Source organism: Paenibacillus glycanilyticus, assembly GCF_023715145.1.
Classification (GTDB): Bacteria; Bacillota; Bacilli; order Paenibacillales; family Paenibacillaceae; genus Pristimantibacillus; species Pristimantibacillus glycanilyticus_A.
Genome location: NZ_JAMBNP010000014.1, coordinates 47,248 through 65,461, shown reverse-complemented (window position 1 = coordinate 65,461; position 18,214 = coordinate 47,248). Strand labels below are relative to the sequence as shown.

Genomic DNA, 18,214 nt, shown 5'->3' with positions numbered 1-18,214 from the left:
GAAAAGGAGAGTGAACCCGTTTGCAATTAGAGAGCATCTACCATTCCCCCAGCCACAGATGGGCATATGCCTATGATCCGGAAACTTTCCATCTGCGTCTTCGAACCAAACGCGACGATATCGAGCGGGTTGTTGCTATTGCAGGAGATAAATACGACTGGGATCATCATTGCCAGGAAATCGACATGGACCATATTGCGGCAGATGGACTTCATGATTATTGGGAGGCCGTCATCCGGCCGGAATTCAAACGGTTCAGCTACGGCTTCCGGCTGCATAGCGGCGAGGAGACGATCTGGCTGACGGAGGACGGCTTCTTTTCCGAGCAGCCAGCGCCTGCCGGAGGTTATTTCGAGGGACATTATATTCATCCCATCGATCTGTTCGAGGCTCCCGAATGGGCCAAAGAAGCGATTTTCTATCAGATTTTCCCCGACCGCTTCGAGAACGGAGACCGGTCCAATGATCCTGAAGGCACCTCCCCATGGGGAGAGAAGCCGGAGGGTGCATCCTTTTTCGGCGGGGATCTGCAAGGCATTATCAACCGGATTGGCCACTTAGAGGAGCTGGGCGTAAACGCCGTCTATTTGACCCCGATCTTCCTCTCTCCCTCCAATCATAAATACGACACCGTTGATTACCGTGAAGTGGATCCTCAGTTCGGAGATAAGGAGCTGCTGAAGAAGCTGGTCAGCGTCTGCCATGAGCACGGCATCCGCGTTGTGCTGGATGCCGTGTTTAACCACTCAAGCGAACAGTTTCCGCCGTTTCGGGACGTGCTGGAGAAAGGCGAGCAATCGAAGTACAAGGATTGGTTCCATCTGAACCAATTCCCCGTTGAAGTGCGGGACGGCGTTGCGAACTATGATACGTTTGGCTTCTACGGCAATATGCCTAAGCTGAATACGGCTAATCCGGACGTGAAGAACTATCTGATCGGAACCGCGGTAGGCTGGATGAAAGACACCGGAATAGACGGATGGCGGCTGGATGTTGCAAACGAGGTGGACCATCACTTCTGGCGCGACTTCCGTAAAGCGGTGAAAGAAACTAACAAGGAAGCCTTTATTATAGGCGAGGTGTGGAGCGATTCGCTGCGCTGGCTGCTTGGCGAGCAGTTCGATTCCGTTATGAACTATCCGTTCAAGGAGTTGGTCCTCCGTTTTTTCGCCGACCGTTCAATCTCTTCAGCCCAATTCGCGGAAAAGATGAACCGGCTGCTTATGCGTTATCCGCAGCAGACGAACGAAACGCTGTTCAACCTGCTGTCGAGCCACGACATTCCGCGCGTTATGACCCGGTGCGGCGGGGATGCCAAACGGCTGAAGCAGGCCGTCGTGTATCTGATGACCACAATGGGCTTGCCTTGTATCTATTACGGGGATGAGTTTGGCATGGATGGCGGCGAAGATCCGGATTGCCGCAAATGCATGGTCTGGGACGAGGAAAACCAGAACCGGGAGCTGTTTGATTTCTATAAGCTGCTTATTTCGCTCAGGAAGGAGCGCGCCGCCCTGCGAAGCGGCCGTTACCGCGTATTGTCTGCCGATGGCGAAGGCGGTTCTCTCGTCTATGAACGGTTGGACGGCAAAGAGCATTTCACGGTATGGATGAACCGTTCGGATGAGCCTGTGGAGCTGTCGCACCCAATGAAGGAAGGCGGATGGCGCGATGCGTTGACCGACGAGCAGATAGACAATCCTGACGGCAAGCTCGTTATCTCTCTGGAACCAAACGGGTACCGGATTGTATGGCGCAAGATTGATTAGCGGGTGAAGCAACAATAAAGGCGGTGCCGGACGAATCCGGCACCGCCATTGTCTTTATAATAGCTCCTCATATAATTCCTTGTACTGCTGCGCCGATCGGTTCCAGCTGTAGTCGCCCTGCAAAGCGCGCCTTACGAGCTTATCCCGTACCTCCGGGTCTCTCCATAAAGATAACGCCCGGCGTACCGTATACAGCATATCCCCGCTATTGTAGGAAGCAAAGGAAAAGCCATTGCCCTCTCCCGTCCACTCATTATAGCTCTGAACGGTATCACGCAGTCCTCCCGTCTCGCGGACAATGGGCAGGCTGCCGTATCTTAGCGCAAGCAGCTGGCTGATCCCGCATGGCTCAAACCGCGACGGCATCAGGAACAGATCCGAGCCGGCATAGATTCGGCGGGCAAGACCTTCGTCGAAGCCAATATAGGAGACAACTCTTCCTTTATAGCGGTGCTCCGCTTCGCGGAACAGATACTCCAGATGTGGATCCCCGGTGCCAAGCAGCGCAAGCTGGACATGCTCGGTAGCCACCAACTCGTCCAAGCGCTCCAGAACGAGCGGAAGCCCCTTCTGGTCCGTAAGACGGCCAACCATGCCAATGAGCGGTACCTCTACGTCTTCCCGCAGGCCTAGCTCCCACTGCAGCGCCGTTTTACAGACCATCTTGGCATCTGGCGAGACGGCCGAATAATGCGCCTGCAGCTCCGCATCCGCCGCCGGATCATACAAACCATCGTCGATGCCGTTCACGATGCCAACCAGGCTGCCGCCCCGGCTGCGCAGCACCTCTTCCATTCCGCAGCCATATTCCGGCGTCTTGATTTCGGCCGCATAAGACGGACTAACGGTTGTGACGCGATCCGACAGCTGAATGCCGGCTTTCATAAAGCTGACGGAGCCGTAAGACTCCACATGATCGTAGCTCATATAATGAGGCGGCAGTCCCAGCAAATCGCCGAGTACATGCGGCGGATAATTGCCTTGATACTGCAAATTATGAATGGTGAACACCGTCTTAATTCCCGCATATTCCTTCCGCCAGCCGTAATGATGGCGCAGCAGCGCAGGAATCATGCCGGTATGCCAATCATGCCCGTGTATAAGATCGGGCCAATATCCGATTGAAGGGAGGGACTCCAGCGCAGCGCGGCACAGGAAGGCGAATCGCTCCCCGTCATCGTCATGTCCGTAGGCAGAGCCTCTCTTGAAATACTGCTCGTTGTCGAGAAAATAATAAATAATACCTTCATGCTCCAATTCGCGAATTCCGCAATACGCATATCGCCATCCGACCGAAACCCGGATTTCCGCTATCGTCTTCATGCGGGTCCGGTAATGCTCTGGAATCGAGGTATACAGCGGCAGCATTACGCGTGCTTCAACTCCTTGGGATTTAAGCGCGGCCGGCAGTGCGCCAAGCACGTCGCCAAGCCCGCCCGTCTTCAGAAACGGGGCGCATTCCGCTCCTACAAACAAAATATTCAAATTTCGTTCTCTCCTTTGTAAACCTGCTTATACCGTAGCAATTCGTTCCCTCTGCCGGCTTCTTCGCTTATTACCAGGTAATTCCAGACTAAGCTCCTTATGCAGCGCTTGCGGTTCCTGTTCCATTCGGACAGCGGCACGCGATTCCTTCTCCCGCTTTAAAATAACGATCGACAGCGGCGGAAGCGGCAGCTCAATGCTATGCTTGCGGCCATGCCAGATAACCGCCTGTGACGGAATGACAGTCCCTTCCGCCGCGGACAGCTCCATAAATCCGGAGCCGCCATAAGAGGGGCTGTCGCTGTTCAGCAATATTTTATAGCCTCCTTGGCTCGGAACTCCTATCCTGTAATGGGCATGGGCATGCGTATGGAAGTTGCAGAGGATGATCAGCGACTCTGCGTTTGCCCTCCCCTTACGTCTGTACACGATTACGCTTTGCCCCTCATCCCGGAAGTCGATCCACTCGAAGCCCTTCGGAGAAGAGTCAAGCTGCCATAACGACCGCTGCTCCAGATACAAGTGGTTCAGCGTGCGGACAAAGCCGTGAAGCATCCGATGCTGCTCATAAGCGAGCAGCAGCCAGTCCAGCTCCGCTTCATCACGCCATTCAATAAACTGGCCAAATTCGCCGCCCATAAACAGCAGCTTTTTGCCCGGATGGGTCATCATGTAGCCCAGGAGCAGACGTAATCCCGCAAACTTCTCCTCGTAGCTTCCGGGCATTTTGTCGAGCAGCGACTTCTTGCCGTGAACAACCTCGTCATGGGAAAGCGGCAGCGTATACTTCTCGTCAAAGGCATACCAGATCGGGAATGTAAGCAAGCCATGATTAGAGCTCCTTGCCTCCGGCGGAAGCGCCAAGTATTTCAGCGTATCGTTCATCCATCCCATATTCCATTTGTGCGTGAAGCCCAGCCCTCCCTTATCGGCAGGAACAGTCACGCCGGGGTAGGCATGCGATTCCTCCGCCATCATGAGAGCATGGGGAAACCGAGTCAATATAGCCGAATTCAACCGTCTAATGAACGCGGAAGCATCCAGATCTTCTCTCCCGCCATGACGGTTCGGCCGCCAACGCCCATCCGGGCGGTCGAAGTCCCGAAGCAGCATGCTGGTTACCGCATCTACCCGCAAACCGTCGATATGGTACATTTCCATCCAGAACAAGGCGTTTGAGATCAGAAAACCGCATACCTCCGGCCTCTCGTAATTAAAAGCAAGGGTCCCCCATTGTTCCTTCTCTGCTATAAGCGGATCGGCATGCTCGTACAACGGACTGCCGTCAAAACGGCGGAGGCCTGCCGCATCCTTGGCAAAATGTCCGGGAACCCAATCCAGAATTACGCCAAGCCCCAGGCTATGGCAGCGATCAACAAAAGCCATCAGCTGATGAGGCTCTCCATACCGGCTTGTTGCTGCAAAAAAACCCGTCCCCTGATACCCCCAGGAGCGGTCATACGGATGCTCCGCAAGAGGCATCAGCTCGATATGGGTATATCCCATATCCGCGGCGTAAGAAGGCAGCTCCTCCGCAAGTTCCTCATAGGTATATAAGGTTCCGTCCTGATGCCGCCTCCAGGTACCCGCATGCACTTCATATATATTCAAAGGCTGGTTGAACAGCGGCTTACGGCCGCGAAGCCACGCCTTATCCTGCCATTCGTACCCTTCCAGCGAGCAGATTACCGAAGCCGTGCGCGGACGGACCTCTGCCTTAAACGCATACGGATCTGCCTTCAGCTGCCTGTCACCCGCTGCTGTCTCTATATCGTATTTGTACATATCGCCTTCACCAAAGCCTTCGAGAAAGCCGCTCCACAAACCGGACTGTTCGACCTTCTGCAGGTCATATCCGGCATTTCGAAACCCGTCCCAGCTGTTGCAATTGGATGCAACCGCAATCCGGCGGGCATTGGGCGCCCAGACGGTAAAACGGGTACCCGTCTTCCCCTTCTCTTGAACCGGATGAGCGCCCAGCTTACGGTAGCTGTCCATCCATGTGCCTTCATGAAATTGATAAATATCGTCTGCGTTAAGCTTGATGCTTCGTTTCAATGGTTCCAACCTCCTAAAAGAAATGCTCTATGCCTTTTAGGGCATTTCTTGCTTCGCAAGCATTCGCTAAAAGAAATGCTCTATGCCTTTTAGGGCATTTCTTGCTTCGCAAGCATTCGCTTAAAGAAATGCTCTATGCCTTTTAGGGCATTTCTTGCTTCGCAAGCATTCGCTTAAAGAAATGCTCTATGCCTTTAGGGCATTTCTTGCTTCGCAAGCATTCGCTAAAAGAAATGCTCTATGCCTTTTAGGGCATTTCTTGCACGTAAGCATTTGGAAAGCTTGTTTCAGCTATATAGCAATTCTTGCTTCGCAAGCATTTCCCCTCTAAAGCAACAACACAATCCAGAATGTTTAATACCCGCTATCCATTTTATTGAAACAGCTGTTTCAAATGGGAGGGTTAAGGTGTAAGCAGATGGTACAAGAACACCTGTTGATCAAATGAAACCCAAATAAGAAAGCTTGGAGGAATATAGAATGACACAGATGAATTGCTTGGCCATGCTGCTTGCGGGCGGCGAAGGCAAACGACTGGCACCACTTACCGCCGAACTCGCCAAACCGGTTGTACCGTTTGGGGAAAGGTATCGGATGATTGACTTCCCGCTAAGCAACTGCATGAACTCGGGTATCCGCCGAATCGGTGTTTTGACCCAATATTGCGCGGACACGGTTCATCGCCATATTGGTGACGGAGGAGCGTGGCTGAACGCGATCCAAACGAAACATCTGGGAGAAATTGCGTCGCTGCCCGCTTCCGACAGCTCTCCAGATGGCCTCTACTCGGGAACAGCCGATGCGATCTACCGCAACCTCTCGTACATCGAACAGCATAATCCGGAACATGTTCTCATCTTATCCGGCGATCATATTTATCAAATGGACTACCGTCCCATGCTGGAAGCGCATATCGAGAGCGGTGCGGCCGCTACAATTGCCGTTAAGCGGGTACCGTGGCATGAAGCAAGCCGTTTCGGCATTCTGAACACCAATGAGGATTACAGTGTAGTTGAATTTGAAGAAAAGCCTTCCCGTCCAAGGAGCAACCTGGCTTCTATGGGCATTTACATGTTCCGGACGGACAAGCTGAAGGAGGTGCTCGCACGCGATGCCTGCAACCCAGCCTCCAGCCATGACTTCGGGAAAGACATCATTCCGATGCTCCTTCAGGAAGGAGCCAGCCTGACCGCTTATCCTTACGAAGGCTACTGGCGGGATGTGGGTACGGTTGAGAGCTTGTGGGAAGCCCACATGGAGCTAATCGACGGTACATTGCAGCTATCTGAACCGCAATGGCCTCTTTATGCCGGCTATGTGCCGGCTTCAGGCAGTCAGTACCGCAAGAATAATAGTATTCCTGACGACTGCATCATCGACAGCCATTGCCGGATGGACGGCAGCGCGCAACGCTCGGTTATTAGCACAGGTGCAGAAGTAGGAAAAGGCAGCCTCGTGTTCGAGAGCGTGATTATGCCGGGGGCACGGATAGGACGTAATGTCCGCATCCATAAGGCTATTATCGGGGAGAACGCCGTTATTGAAGACGGTGCCGTTATCGGTGCTCCGCAATCGGAGCAAATAACGGTCATCGGACCGGGCGAGCGTGTCACAGCAGGCCGCAAGTCCGTCTCCGCAAGCCGGGAGGCGATTACCACGCTGCTCGCCGGAGCCGGACGGCGAGAACGCAAGCTGTACAAGGGTAAAGTACTCAGCTACTAAAGCCGGCCGAAGCCAAAAAAAACCTTGGGGAATGGGAATCCCCGAGGTTTTTTCATTTCCTATGATTGACCTGCCCATTCCGCTTCACGTTTCGCGGCTGCCGCGAGCTGTTTTTTATAGACCATACCGGACAATAACACACTTATTTCGTACAAGATAATAAGCGGGATCGCCACAAGGCTGTCGGATACGAAGTCCGGTGGAGTAACAATAACCCCAATAAGAATCATCAGAAAATAAGCGATTCTTCTCATCTTGCGGAGCCGGGTCGGATTAAGAATCCGGATAGCCGTCAGAAACATAATGACAAGCGGCAGCTCGAACAAGAGGGAGATCGGAATCAAAATATTAAACATAAACGAGAAATATTGCGTGATTCCAATCGTTTCTTCCAGATTCAAATTCGAAGAGATTTTACGCGTAAAATGAAAGGCCAGCGGAAAAACGACAAAGTACGAGAACGCCAGACCAATTAAAAACATAATAAGCGCAAAAGGGATGTACTTCAATGTTGCTCTTTGTTCAACCGGCTTAAGCGCGGGCTTGACGAAAGCCCACAGCTGGTATGCCGTGAATGGAATCGCAAGCAGTAGCGCGATCACAAATGCAAACTTCATATAGATACCGATGCCGTCCCATAAAGAAAAGGCATGCAGCTGCAAGCCTCTTGCCGGTTCCTGCTCCATCAGGAAAGTGTAGGCCGGCTCTGCAATAACAAGTCCGATAATAAGGCCGGCAACGATGACAATCAGCATATAAATAATACGCTTCCGCAGCTCGCCAAGATGCTCAAACAAAGGCATTAAGCCTTCCTCACGAATTCGAGCCCGATCAAACGGCTGCTGTCCGGAAGCATTGTTTTGCGATGTGCTCAACTTCTATAGGCCCCCTTTCAGCAAAAAAGCGGGCCCGGTTTAGTCCGGAAGCCGCTTATTATCCGATTCGATATTTTCCGATCGGTTCACTTCAACGCGTTTCGTGTCTTTCTCATCATCCATCATATCTCTTGCCCCTGCTTTAAACTCTTTCAGCGTGCGTCCAAACGCACGGCCAAGCTCAGGAAGCTTATTTGGTCCAAACAGCAGCAAAGCAACAATTGCGAGTAATATAAAGCCTGTTGCGCCTATACCTGACATCCTTGATCTTCCCCCTAATCGTTATACGCTTATGTACTACACTAACCGTTGTTCAAACCGCCATATCCCATACGGACAATGTCTTCTCTCACGATAGTCTGACCAGCTAATATACGAGGCAGCAGTACATCGAAGGAAGTATACGGATCATGCATGACGCAGCCTGGCAGTCCCATAATGGGTACGCCGTTCAAATATCCCATAAGCAGCATCGAGCCCGGCAGCATCGGTGTGCCGTAGCTGACTATATCCGCTCCGGACGCTTTAATGGCGCCTGGTGTCCGGTCATCAGGATCAACCGACATTCCGCCGGTCACTAGTATCATATCATAACGTTGCTCTAGCAAATAGTGTATTTCCTTGACAATTATTTGTCGGTCATCCGGCGCAAAGCGCTGTTCACCCACCTCTGAGCCGAAGGCTTCCAGCTTGGCCCGGACGGCCGGTCCGAATTTATCCTGAATACGTCCGGAGAACACTTCTCCGCCGGTGGTCAGAAGTCCCGCGCGCAGCTTGCGGAAGGGAACTACTCGAAGCGGCGCTTGTCCTTGATGAGCCGTTCTATATTCCGCAGCAAGCCTTTCTACCTCTTCAACCTTCGCTTTTGACACGGTCAGAGGAATCACTCTTGTTGCGGCCAGCGGCCGTCCTTCCCTTACTACGCTATGCGTCTTCACTGTCGCCAGCGCAATCTCGCCAAGTTCGTTAATCGCCTCTACCAGCACCTGGTCCACTTCGGCAAGACCAAGCTGGCTTGATTTCAAGCTAACCTTCCCTTCATGGGGTTCAGACAATGTAATACCATCGCCCATTAGCGCCTCTGCCATCCGGAGTGCGGCATCATCCTCATGAAGCTCTCTCTCGCCCAGCTCCATAATATAGATGTGCTCCTTGCCGATATCCAATAGACTCGGAATATCCTCTTCCGTAATGACATGCCCTTTCTTGAATAAACGTCCTTTGAACTCTCCCGGAATGATGCGGGTAAGATCATGGGCAAGCCTTAGGCCTATGGCTTCCCGCACCGGCACTTCTTTCAGAATTGTCTCCGCTCCGTTCATTCGTGATCTCCATGACTGCCGGATATAATCTCCAAAGCATGCGGCAGCTGATCCATAATGGCCATCAAGCTCTCATGCACACCCTTAGGACTGCCTGGCAAGTTGATGATAAGAGATTGACCGCGAATACCGCATACCCCGCGGGACAGCATGGCGCGACGGGTCTTCTGAAGGGCTCCGATTCTCATCGCTTCCGCAATCCCCGGCACAAGCCGGTCTACTACCTTAAGGGTAGCTTCCGGTGTAACATCCCTTGGCGCGAGTCCGGTTCCGCCGGTGGTCAGAATAAGCTCCGCCTGATAATACTCGGTCATTTCGATGATTGCCGCTATAATCTCATCCTGTTCGTCAGGTACGATCCGATAGTCAACAATCTCTCCGCCGAGTTCTTCCTCTACCAGCTCACGAATGACCTGCGCGCTTGTATCTTCGCGTTCTCCGCGCGAGCCTTTGTCACTTGCCGTCAATATCGCTACTTTCCACCGCATCTTTTATTCCTCCCATCCCTTATCCGCTCATGGGTAGTCAAATCCGATAGTCTCCGTTTTTGCCCCCGGTCTTCTCGATCAGGTAAGTCGGACCGATGACCATATCTTTCTGAAGTGCCTTGCACATATCGTATACGGTAAGCGCAGCGGCAGAAACAGCAGTCAAAGCTTCCATTTCCACGCCTGTTTTACCGGTTGTTTTTACCGTCGCTTCTATGTACAGTTCATCATTCCCGTTATCGCCGAAGGTCACATTCACCCCGGTTAACGGAAGCGGATGACACATCGGAATCCAATCCGACGTTTTCTTCGCGGCCATTATCGCAGCAACCTGGGATACGGCCAGCACATCCCCTTTGCCGATACTGCCTTCCTTAATACGGGCCAGCGTACCTGGGTTCATCTTCACCTGCGTACGCGCGGTTGCCGTTCTGGCTGTCACTTCTTTATCGCTGACGTCAACCATCCGCGCCCGGCCCTGCTCGTTAAAATGCGTCAGTTCCATTATAAGTCACTCCAAACTCTAACCTTAAGTTCCGTTACTAAACCGTCCATTTGCTTGTCATGGGTCTGCATTGGAATCTCTTCCACCAGCTGATCTTCAAAAGCGATGCCCAGCCACTTCACCAGTCGCGAGGCTTCTCCTTGTTCGCGCCGGAGACGATCCGCGAAACGGTCGTAATAACCGCCCCCGTATCCAAGCCTCCCGCCCTTACTGTCAAAAGCAAGGCCCGGCGTGACGACCAGCTCAGGCATATATGCAGCCGGAAGCGGCGGACACTCGCCTGGATCCGGCTCGAGAATGCCATAGGCGCCGGCCTTAAGCCCGCTCCAGCTGTCCAGCTTGTGAAGGGACATCGAGCGGTCCGATGGATAACATTTCGGCACAATAACCTCTCTGCCCGTTTCCCAGCCCCGCTCGACGAGTGAGCGGGTATCCAGCTCGGAGCGGAACGGAACATAGCACATAAAGCTTCTTACTTCATGCTCTATCATCCAATCCATTAGATACCGGCATGCCGCAGCTGACCGTACGGAACGCTCATCTGGTCTTATGCCTTCTCGCAGCTTCGTCATAGCTTTCCGCAGCGACGTTTTATCGAAATCCATGGCACCTCGCTGTTCACTCATCATTACCCCGCTCTGCCTTCCCATACATGCTTGTTGTTTATTTGTAGTTTACCATTGTTATGCAACTTTCGCCAATGGCGGCAGTGGTTTGTGGTAATATATAATGAACGAGTCATTATTTGTTGGAGGTATATTCATGCTGCTTCAAGTATCCAATATCAGTAAAAACTATGGCATAGACGTCATCTTATCCGATATATCGATGCAAGTCCTCGAACGCGAACGGGTTGGACTTGTTGGCGTTAACGGCGCCGGCAAATCGACCTTGCTCAAAATTATTGCCGGAGAGCTGTCCTACGACTCCGGTGCCATACACAAAGCCAAAGAAACGCGCATTGGTTATCTGGCCCAAAACAGCGGCTTGCAGTCGAACCGCACCATCGAAGCGGAAATGCGCGCCGTCTTCTCCCATCTGATCGATGCCGAGAAGGAGCTTCGCGAGCTGGAACAGCAGATTGCCGATCCGGCTCTTCATGATAATCCAAAGCGTTACGAGGAGGTTCTTGACCGTTACTCGCGCAAATCAGACTGGTTCCGCGAGCAAGGCGGCTTCGAGATCAACACCCGGATTAACAGCGTTCTTCACGGAATGGGGTTTGGCAGCTTCCCGCCGGACACCTTGATCAGCACTTTAAGCGGCGGCCAAAAAACCCGTCTCGCGCTTGCGCGCATTCTCCTGCAGGCACCTGATCTATTGATGCTCGACGAGCCTACCAACTACTTGGATATCCCAACGCTGACCTGGCTGGAGGGTTATCTTCGCAGCTATTCCGGCGCCATTCTGGTTGTATCCCATGACCGATACTTCCTTGATGCCCTGGTCACAACCATCGTGGAGATCGAACGTCATGCAGCCAGGCGGTATACAGGCAACTACAGCCGCTACATCGATCTGAAAGCTGCCGAATACGAAGCGAACATGAAGGTTTATGAGAAGCAGCAGGATGAAATTGCGAAGATGGAGCAGTTCATTCAGCGCAATATCGTTCGTGCTTCCACAACCAAACGCGCGCAAAGCCGCCGGAAAGCGCTCGAGAAAATGGATGTGCTGGACAAGCCGCTTGGCGATCTCAAGAAAGCGCGGTTCACTTTCGAAATCGAACGCCAAACGGGCAAGGATGTTCTGGATGTAACGGACTTGTCCGTCAAATTCCCGGAAAAGGACCGTCAGCTGTTCCAGCAGGTATCCTTCAAGCTGTCGCGTGGTGAAACGGTTGCCCTCATTGGTCCTAACGGGATCGGCAAGTCCACCTTGCTTAAAGTGCTGGTTGGACAAAGACAGCCGCAAACGGGCAGCGTCCGCTGGGGCTCCAACGTTAAGCTCGGCTATTATGACCAGGAGCAAACGGGACTAACCTCTTCCAATACCGTTCTGGAGGAAGTGTGGGGCACCTACCCCCATATGGAAGAAGCCCGTATACGTACGGTCCTTGGCAATTTCTTATTCAGCGGAGAAGATGTCCTGAAGCGCATCTCTTCCCTCAGCGGCGGCGAGAAGGCGCGCGTATCGCTTGCCAAGCTGATGCTCGAGCAGGCAAACGTTCTGATCCTTGACGAGCCTACCAACCATCTGGACTTGTTCAGCAAAGAGGTACTGGAATCCGCTTTGATTGATTACGAGGGAACACTTCTATTTATCTCTCATGACCGTTATTTCCTTAACAAGATGGCGGAACGGATCGTCGAATTGACTCCGACAGGAACCGAGCATTTCCTAGGAAATTACGACGACATGATCGAAAAGAAAAACGAGCTTGAAGAAGCCCGGCTTGAAGCTGCTGCCAAGCTGGCAAGCAAGTCCAATCAGCCCGCTCAAGAAGCTCCTACCTCTTATGAAATGGATAAGCAGGCCAAACGGGAAGAACGCAGCCGAATGCGCAAGCTCGAGCAGCTGGAACAGGACATTGCTTCGCTGGAAGAGCAGATCGCCGAGCACGAAGTGCAGTTAACGGATCCCGCGATCTTTAATGACTACATGGCTATTCAAGAGATTCAGGCTAAAATTGAAGAGAAACGCGCTTCGCTAAACAACGCCTACGAGCAGTGGGAACAATTAAGCGAATAAACAGCAAAAAGCCTCCCGGTACCTCCATAGTGAGAGTGGCGGGAGGTTTTTTATTTTTTTTCCAAATACCTATCCATCCACGCATAAATAAATCCTGCCAAACCAAACAAGATCATGGCGCTATTGAGGTTGAGCCCATATCCCTTCACGTAATAGTCATCATCTAACGCGTAGAATTGGTCAAATACCCAGATTCCCCCTACTGCCCCGGCAATGGTATAAATGATCATTCTTCCGAGCAAAAACTTTACAAACCTCGTACAAAGGAACGTTAACGGAAGGAAGGTAATCAGATAAAAAACGATGCTGCAGAGTAAACAAAAAGCAACAAAGATGCTGCCCATGTTACGCAGCCCATAGTATTCCGTTGTCGTAATCTTATTCCCCTCCAGCAGCTCCAGTCCAATAGCGGCCAGAGTAAATACAATTGCAAAGACGATCCACAGCCACAAATACTTCAAAGCTATGCCTCCTTTCCGGACCTAATTGTTACGCGACGTAATATGAGCGCAGTATAAAGGAACCTTATCTCTAATATTTAAAAAAAGATGCTTACGCCATATAGACGTAAGCATTGAGAGGGAAACCAAAAGTTAGGGTGGTCTTGCAAGACAATCATGGGGATACGATTCTGCAGCGAATGCGGCAGTTATCCCATATAGGAAGACTTTCATGATTCACCGCAGACGGCGAGTCGTTAAAAGTCGTAGTAAACATCATTTAGGTTAAGAATTGCTCCATGCGAATAAGTCCAAGCCGCTTGGCTTCCACAATCGCTTCCGATCTTGATCGGACGCTCAACTTCTCGAATATACGGGTCAGGTTGTACTCCACCGTCCGCTGGCTCATATGAAGCTTGGCGGCAATATCCTTATTGCTGCTGCCATTGGCAACTTCCTGCAAAATATCCTGGTCCCGTTCATTAATCGAGACCTCTTCAATTGCCTTTTCCGCGCGGGTAATCTTCACTTCGTTGCGCCTCAGCTGCTTCAGCAGGGTAATCGGAATAACCGCTTCCCCCCGCATCGCGCACCGGATGTTATTATGCAGCTGTTCCCGCGACACCGTCTTGGAGATAAAGCCGGATACCCCGCATTCGATCAGCAAGTTATAGTGGGTACTGATCTCATATCCGGTATAGATAAGAACTCTGCGGTCAGGATCCTGCTGAATAAGCCTTTTGGCAAGCTCCAGCCCGCTGATCCCCGGCATATTTAGGTCACACAATATAATATCAAAGGGATCATGATTGACGGCATCCAGCGCTTCCATCGCGGATAACACAACCGTTACCTTCATCTCAGGATCCTGTTCGATCATGGTCTTGGTTCCTTCGCCTACGGAAGGATGATCGTCAACTAATAAGATACGAATCACGTAATAATCCCCTTTCCGAACGACCGGTCGTCATTGTCTCCGGCAAGTTGATTACAACCTCCAGCCCGCTTCCACGCTTCGACCGGAACGTAATTTCTCCTTCAAGGCTGGCTACCCGCTCTTTAATCCCGGACAGTCCCATATGCTCGAAGGACGCCTTCATATAATCAACATCCATCCCGATTCCGTCATCCTTGTAGCGGAAATAAATCTTTCCTTTCCGCTGTTCAAGCTCCAGCGTAACCTGGTTCGCCTGCGCATGCTTGGCCGCATTGCGAAGCAATTCCTGCACGATCCGGTAAACGGCGGTGATCTGCTCTTCGTTAAGCGGATGGATAAACGGTTTAGGTCTGAAATCTACGGCAAAGTTATCCCGCATCTGCGAATGCTCGACAATGGACTCAACTGCTTCAATGACGCCCATCTCTTTCAGCAGCGGAGGCCTCAGCTCGTTACAGGTCTCGCGGATTTGATGGATAACATCCAGAAGGCCTTCCTTAATCTCATTCAGCTCGTCACCCAGCTTGTCCGAGATCGGATAATCATTCATAACGCCTTCTAGCTTGCGGTACCAGATTAACTGATCCTGAAGAGCGGAGTCATGTAGATCCGCGGCGAGCTTTCGGCGTTCATTTTCCGACAGACAGAACAATAAGCGCAATACCCAAGGCGCGGTCGTTTGCTCCTTGCGCACTTCCGATTCCAGGTCCTCAATCAGACCTTCGATCAAATACAGATTCTCAAATACGATGCTTGAATAGTTGGCTAACGTCTTTAGCCAGCGCAGCTCGTCCGAATTGAAACGGGTGTGGTTCGTCTTCGAGCCGATCCAGACCACATGGTATCTGGAACGCTGACGGCCTATGACAAGACCAATCCCGTGAGGCAGCTCCACCATTTCGCCAACCTGAAGCGAGTCCGCGACTTGAAGCAGGAATAAGGAAGTCCCTTTCTCTTCGTCGGATTCGCCCATCTTGTGAACCGAACAGTCCGCTTGATCAACTAGAACGAAATCAATGCGGTTAACCGGAAGCAAGTCGCTGATCTCCTGCTTGAGCACGGCCTCCAGATCAGCCCTCTTCATAACCGTCGCAACTTTGCGGGAGAAACGGTCCAGACTGTCCTGATAGCTGTACATCGCTTTGAAAAGCTTCGGACGAAACTTGTGATCGATCTGCTCCTTCACGTACAAGAACAGAGTCATCACGACGTAAGACGACAAGAACATCTGAATATAGCCAACCCATGATACTTCCGTCCTATCGCTCAGAACCCCGATCATCGCGAGCGTCAGCACTAGAGCCGGCACGGCAGACAGAAGCGTATAATATTTAAACCTGGTTAGGATGAAGTCAATGTCAAAGAGCTGATTGGATGTTAACAGGTAGAAATACACGATTGGCAGCACAAACAAAAATAACGATGTAAACGCAGCCGGTAAAATCTGGCCGCCGCCAATAAACAGCGGCAGAAGGTTCATAGCCGTAAACGGCGTGAACGCAACGATATGCGACACTAGCGTAATCTTAAACAACGAATTAAACTTCGTCTTGCGGTACTGCAAAAACTTGTGGATAAGCTGATAGATGCAAATGAAATTACCGATAATTAACGTACCGTAGTACAACATCCGTATGTATACGAAAGCATCGTTGGATATAAGACTCGTCCAGACATACAGCAGCATTCCGAGTTCAACGATGCCAAACGAGCTAAGCATCCCGATTAAACCGGATTTGCTGATAAAGACGACATTATATCTCTTCATGTACTGATTCATGAACTGCAGGAAAATGATCGGCACAGACGGCAATACAAAATAAATAATGGAGAATCCGACAGGATCACTCCGATAGGATGCAGCCGATGAATAGTAGCATAGCCCAATCGTGGCAAAAAACAGCATGAGCATTAAGGCTGCGCTGTCATTTTTTCTTTTCGAATATAGAAAAGAAGAAAACCCTGCGAACAGGATCAGCGAAATAAGCGGTATATACAGCTGGATGAATAATTCCCAACTGGAATGATCTCCGTACCAGCCCCGGTTAAATACAATCAACTGCTGATCCTTGTTGCTATGCTCGACAAGCACAGCATCTGATTTCTCAATGGAGAAAAACTTCTTCACATTGCTATATTGACCTGCCGGCGCACCGTTTACGGAAACGATTTTGTCGCCGACCAAGATGCCTTTGCTGATAGCTTGTCCGGCAGGCTCGAGAGCTTTCACAAAATAATCTCCCTTTGACCCTTCCACAAGCTCGACTCCGATAAAAGGCTCCTTGATGATCGTGAAGGTCAAATAGAGCAAAATAACGAGAAATGCAATCAGGAAGAGAGGTGCTGAGATTCTATGAGTGGGTTTTAACATCGTCTATTCTCCTCCTGCACTCGCATGAAGTCGTTTTATGACTGAATTAGCCCCAAACTGCCAGCGTATAATTGCCTTTTTTCTCGTCTTGATTCTTCAGCGCATCTTGGAGTGCTTTGTGCTCAGCTGCGGATACGCCAGCCAATTGCAGCTGTCCACCCATCACCATCGACATTTTCTCTTTACTTGCAGCAAGCGAACGAATAGCATCTTTCAACATTTAAAAATTCCTCCTCTGCTATAGTAGAATCAAATTCTGATTCTACTATAGCAGGAATTCTTTCGACAGCAAACGCCAACATGTCCCGTATTTCCCGCAATCCTCATTGCGGTTTGTGAGGAAAGGCCCTAGCTGGAGAAAATCTGTAGGAGCTTATCCTTAGCTGATGCGGCCTCAGGGACCTCATCTATCAGCTCCTGAAACCGATTGAAGTGCATTCTCATGCGAACAGAGCCATATAATGCTGCACCTGTCCGGTCACATGCCTCTTCCAACATTTGCTGCCGGTCAGCGACATCTTCTGCCCGCAGCCTGCCTTCGAAATAGTCCTTGATCCACCTATCCTCCTCCGCAATTTCCTCCAAAAGGAATAAAGTGAGCAGGGTCTTTTTGCGCAAAATAAAATCGTTCTTGTCATCCCAGCGAAGCAGGTCCCTGATATCATTTTTAATTTGAGCCGCCATACCTACTTCTTCCGCATATTCCGCGACCATCGGATGCCATTCCCGGCCCGCAAGCATGACTCCGGTCATGCACGCCATTACGATCAGCGCCGCGGATTTAAGCTGTACCATGGCGATATAGGAATCCTCATCGGTAACGGCGTTCATCAAATCCAGCATTTGTCCATTTGCTGCTTTAAGGAATTGATCGTTCATCATCTGCGCCGCGCGAAGCCGTTCGGCCTGTCCGAAATCAAGCTCCAGAATCGCCTGCTGCGAAAGCACCATCAAGGAAGCAGCCGTCTGCATCGCGGCGGCCGGCGGCACCTGGGACCAGGCCTGATGAGGCGCGTCTCCATCCTGCAAGTCATCCAGAATATCCGACGCCAGTATAAATAGCTCAACTGCAGCAGCAGCCTGAAGAATCTGCTTAGAGCCTCCTCCAAACATCCGGTAATGAAGCATGGTTAAAAGACCAAATCTCATCGATTCGGCCTGCTTTTCCCGTATAAAAGCGAGGGCATATCCGCGAAGCGGCTCCGTAGTGAAATACTTATCGGAAATCCGCAGCATTTCTTGCCCGATCATAGGCACAATGTCTTCCATCTTCTGACCTCCGTCATGGTAGTGTCATCACTATCATATACGATGGAAGAAAATGCCGGCAACTATGCGCATCAGCTTATCGTTATTTCGCCCCTTTCGTTTGTGAGATGCTTGCCTGGTTTTGGATTGTTGGACGATCTCCTCCCCATTTAATTTATCAAGCAGCATGGCGATCATCTCCATGCGCTTCTCTATCACCTGGCTTCGATGAACGGACGGACCTTCGTTGATGTCGTTTCCATGATCCATATACAAAAGTCCTCCTTCAAACTAGGCCGGATC

General features: G+C 51.1%; 17 protein-coding genes. 3 read left to right on the top strand and 14 right to left on the bottom strand.

Annotation, left to right across the window (positions count from 1 at the left end; translation table 11 throughout):
- Positions 1-20 precede the first annotated feature (20 nt).
- Positions 21-1,769, top strand: a complete 1,749-nt coding sequence (locus tag M3194_RS26975) for an alpha-glycosidase (RefSeq protein ID WP_251657222.1) — start codon at positions 21-23, stop codon at positions 1,767-1,769.
- 54 nt (positions 1,770-1,823) lie between these two features.
- On the opposite strand, the gene glgA is transcribed toward M3194_RS26975, so the two are convergent.
- Together glgA and glgB are read right to left on the bottom strand one after the other, a co-directional pair.
- On the bottom strand, positions 1,824-3,254 hold the full coding sequence (glgA, locus tag M3194_RS26970) for a glycogen synthase GlgA (RefSeq protein WP_251657221.1): 1,431 nt from the start codon (positions 3,252-3,254) through the stop codon (positions 1,824-1,826).
- Between the two features lie 27 nt (positions 3,255-3,281).
- Positions 3,282-5,312 (bottom strand): 1,4-alpha-glucan branching protein GlgB, encoded by a 2,031-nt coding sequence (glgB, locus tag M3194_RS26965; protein ID WP_285889576.1) that lies wholly within the window; start codon positions 5,310-5,312, stop codon positions 3,282-3,284.
- Positions 5,313-5,792: 480 nt separating this feature from the next.
- On the opposite strand from glgB, the gene M3194_RS26960 reads away from it, so the two are divergent.
- The gene (locus M3194_RS26960; protein ID WP_251657219.1) at positions 5,793-7,034 is read left to right on the top strand and encodes a sugar phosphate nucleotidyltransferase; all 1,242 of its coding nucleotides are present in this window, start codon (positions 5,793-5,795) and stop codon (positions 7,032-7,034) included.
- Positions 7,035-7,093: 59 nt separating this feature from the next.
- Here the strand turns inward: M3194_RS26960 and tatC are convergent, their stop codons facing one another.
- The 6 genes from tatC to M3194_RS26930 form a co-directional block, all read right to left on the bottom strand.
- A complete protein-coding gene (tatC, locus tag M3194_RS26955) occupies positions 7,094-7,837 on the bottom strand; it encodes a twin-arginine translocase subunit TatC (protein WP_251657299.1) in 744 nt (247 codons plus the stop codon).
- A gap of 111 nt (positions 7,838-7,948) precedes the next feature.
- Entirely contained in the window at positions 7,949-8,170 is a 222-nt protein-coding gene (locus M3194_RS26950; protein ID WP_251657217.1) for a twin-arginine translocase TatA/TatE family subunit, read from the bottom strand.
- A 41-nt stretch (positions 8,171-8,211) separates the two neighbouring features.
- On the bottom strand, positions 8,212-9,231 hold the full coding sequence (locus M3194_RS26945) for a molybdopterin-binding protein (protein ID WP_251657216.1): 1,020 nt from the start codon (positions 9,229-9,231) through the stop codon (positions 8,212-8,214).
- Positions 9,228-9,719 carry a MogA/MoaB family molybdenum cofactor biosynthesis protein gene (locus tag M3194_RS26940; RefSeq protein ID WP_251657214.1) on the bottom strand — a complete coding sequence of 164 codons (492 nt, stop codon included), beginning with the start codon at positions 9,717-9,719 and terminating at the stop codon, positions 9,228-9,230. Before M3194_RS26940 ends, M3194_RS26945 begins: the two co-directional genes overlap by 4 nt.
- Positions 9,720-9,756: 37 nt before the next feature.
- Positions 9,757-10,224 carry a cyclic pyranopterin monophosphate synthase MoaC gene (moaC, locus tag M3194_RS26935; protein WP_091190342.1) on the bottom strand — a complete coding sequence of 156 codons (468 nt, stop codon included), beginning with the start codon at positions 10,222-10,224 and terminating at the stop codon, positions 9,757-9,759.
- The gene (locus M3194_RS26930) at positions 10,224-10,853 is read right to left on the bottom strand and encodes a 5-formyltetrahydrofolate cyclo-ligase (protein WP_251657213.1); all 630 of its coding nucleotides are present in this window, start codon (positions 10,851-10,853) and stop codon (positions 10,224-10,226) included. The genes moaC and M3194_RS26930 overlap by 1 nt, the downstream gene beginning before the upstream one ends.
- A gap of 133 nt (positions 10,854-10,986) precedes the next feature.
- Here M3194_RS26930 and M3194_RS26925 point away from each other — a divergent pair, with 133 nt between their 5' ends.
- Complete coding sequence (locus tag M3194_RS26925) at positions 10,987-12,915, top strand: ABC-F family ATP-binding cassette domain-containing protein (protein WP_251657212.1); 1,929 nt, start codon at positions 10,987-10,989, stop codon at positions 12,913-12,915.
- 50 nt (positions 12,916-12,965) lie between these two features.
- Here M3194_RS26925 and M3194_RS26920 read toward each other — a convergent pair whose 3' ends face one another.
- The 6 genes from M3194_RS26920 to M3194_RS26895 all read right to left on the bottom strand — a co-directional run bounded on the left by M3194_RS26920 (position 12,966) and on the right by M3194_RS26895 (position 18,181).
- The gene (locus tag M3194_RS26920) at positions 12,966-13,376 is read right to left on the bottom strand and encodes a hypothetical protein (protein WP_251657211.1); all 411 of its coding nucleotides are present in this window, start codon (positions 13,374-13,376) and stop codon (positions 12,966-12,968) included.
- Between the two features lie 259 nt (positions 13,377-13,635).
- The gene (locus M3194_RS26915) at positions 13,636-14,292 is read right to left on the bottom strand and encodes a response regulator (RefSeq protein ID WP_251657210.1); all 657 of its coding nucleotides are present in this window, start codon (positions 14,290-14,292) and stop codon (positions 13,636-13,638) included.
- Positions 14,270-16,663, bottom strand: coding sequence for an ATP-binding protein (locus M3194_RS26910; protein WP_251657209.1), 2,394 nt, complete (start codon positions 16,661-16,663; stop codon positions 14,270-14,272). The genes M3194_RS26915 and M3194_RS26910 overlap by 23 nt, the downstream gene beginning before the upstream one ends.
- A gap of 46 nt (positions 16,664-16,709) precedes the next feature.
- The gene (comX, locus tag M3194_RS26905; protein ID WP_015842656.1) at positions 16,710-16,883 is read right to left on the bottom strand and encodes a competence pheromone ComX; all 174 of its coding nucleotides are present in this window, start codon (positions 16,881-16,883) and stop codon (positions 16,710-16,712) included.
- A gap of 128 nt (positions 16,884-17,011) precedes the next feature.
- Complete coding sequence (locus tag M3194_RS26900; protein ID WP_251657208.1) at positions 17,012-17,932, bottom strand: polyprenyl synthetase family protein; 921 nt, start codon at positions 17,930-17,932, stop codon at positions 17,012-17,014.
- A gap of 33 nt (positions 17,933-17,965) precedes the next feature.
- Complete coding sequence (locus M3194_RS26895; protein WP_251657206.1) at positions 17,966-18,181, bottom strand: hypothetical protein; 216 nt, start codon at positions 18,179-18,181, stop codon at positions 17,966-17,968.
- Between the last annotated feature and the right edge of the window lie 33 nt (positions 18,182-18,214).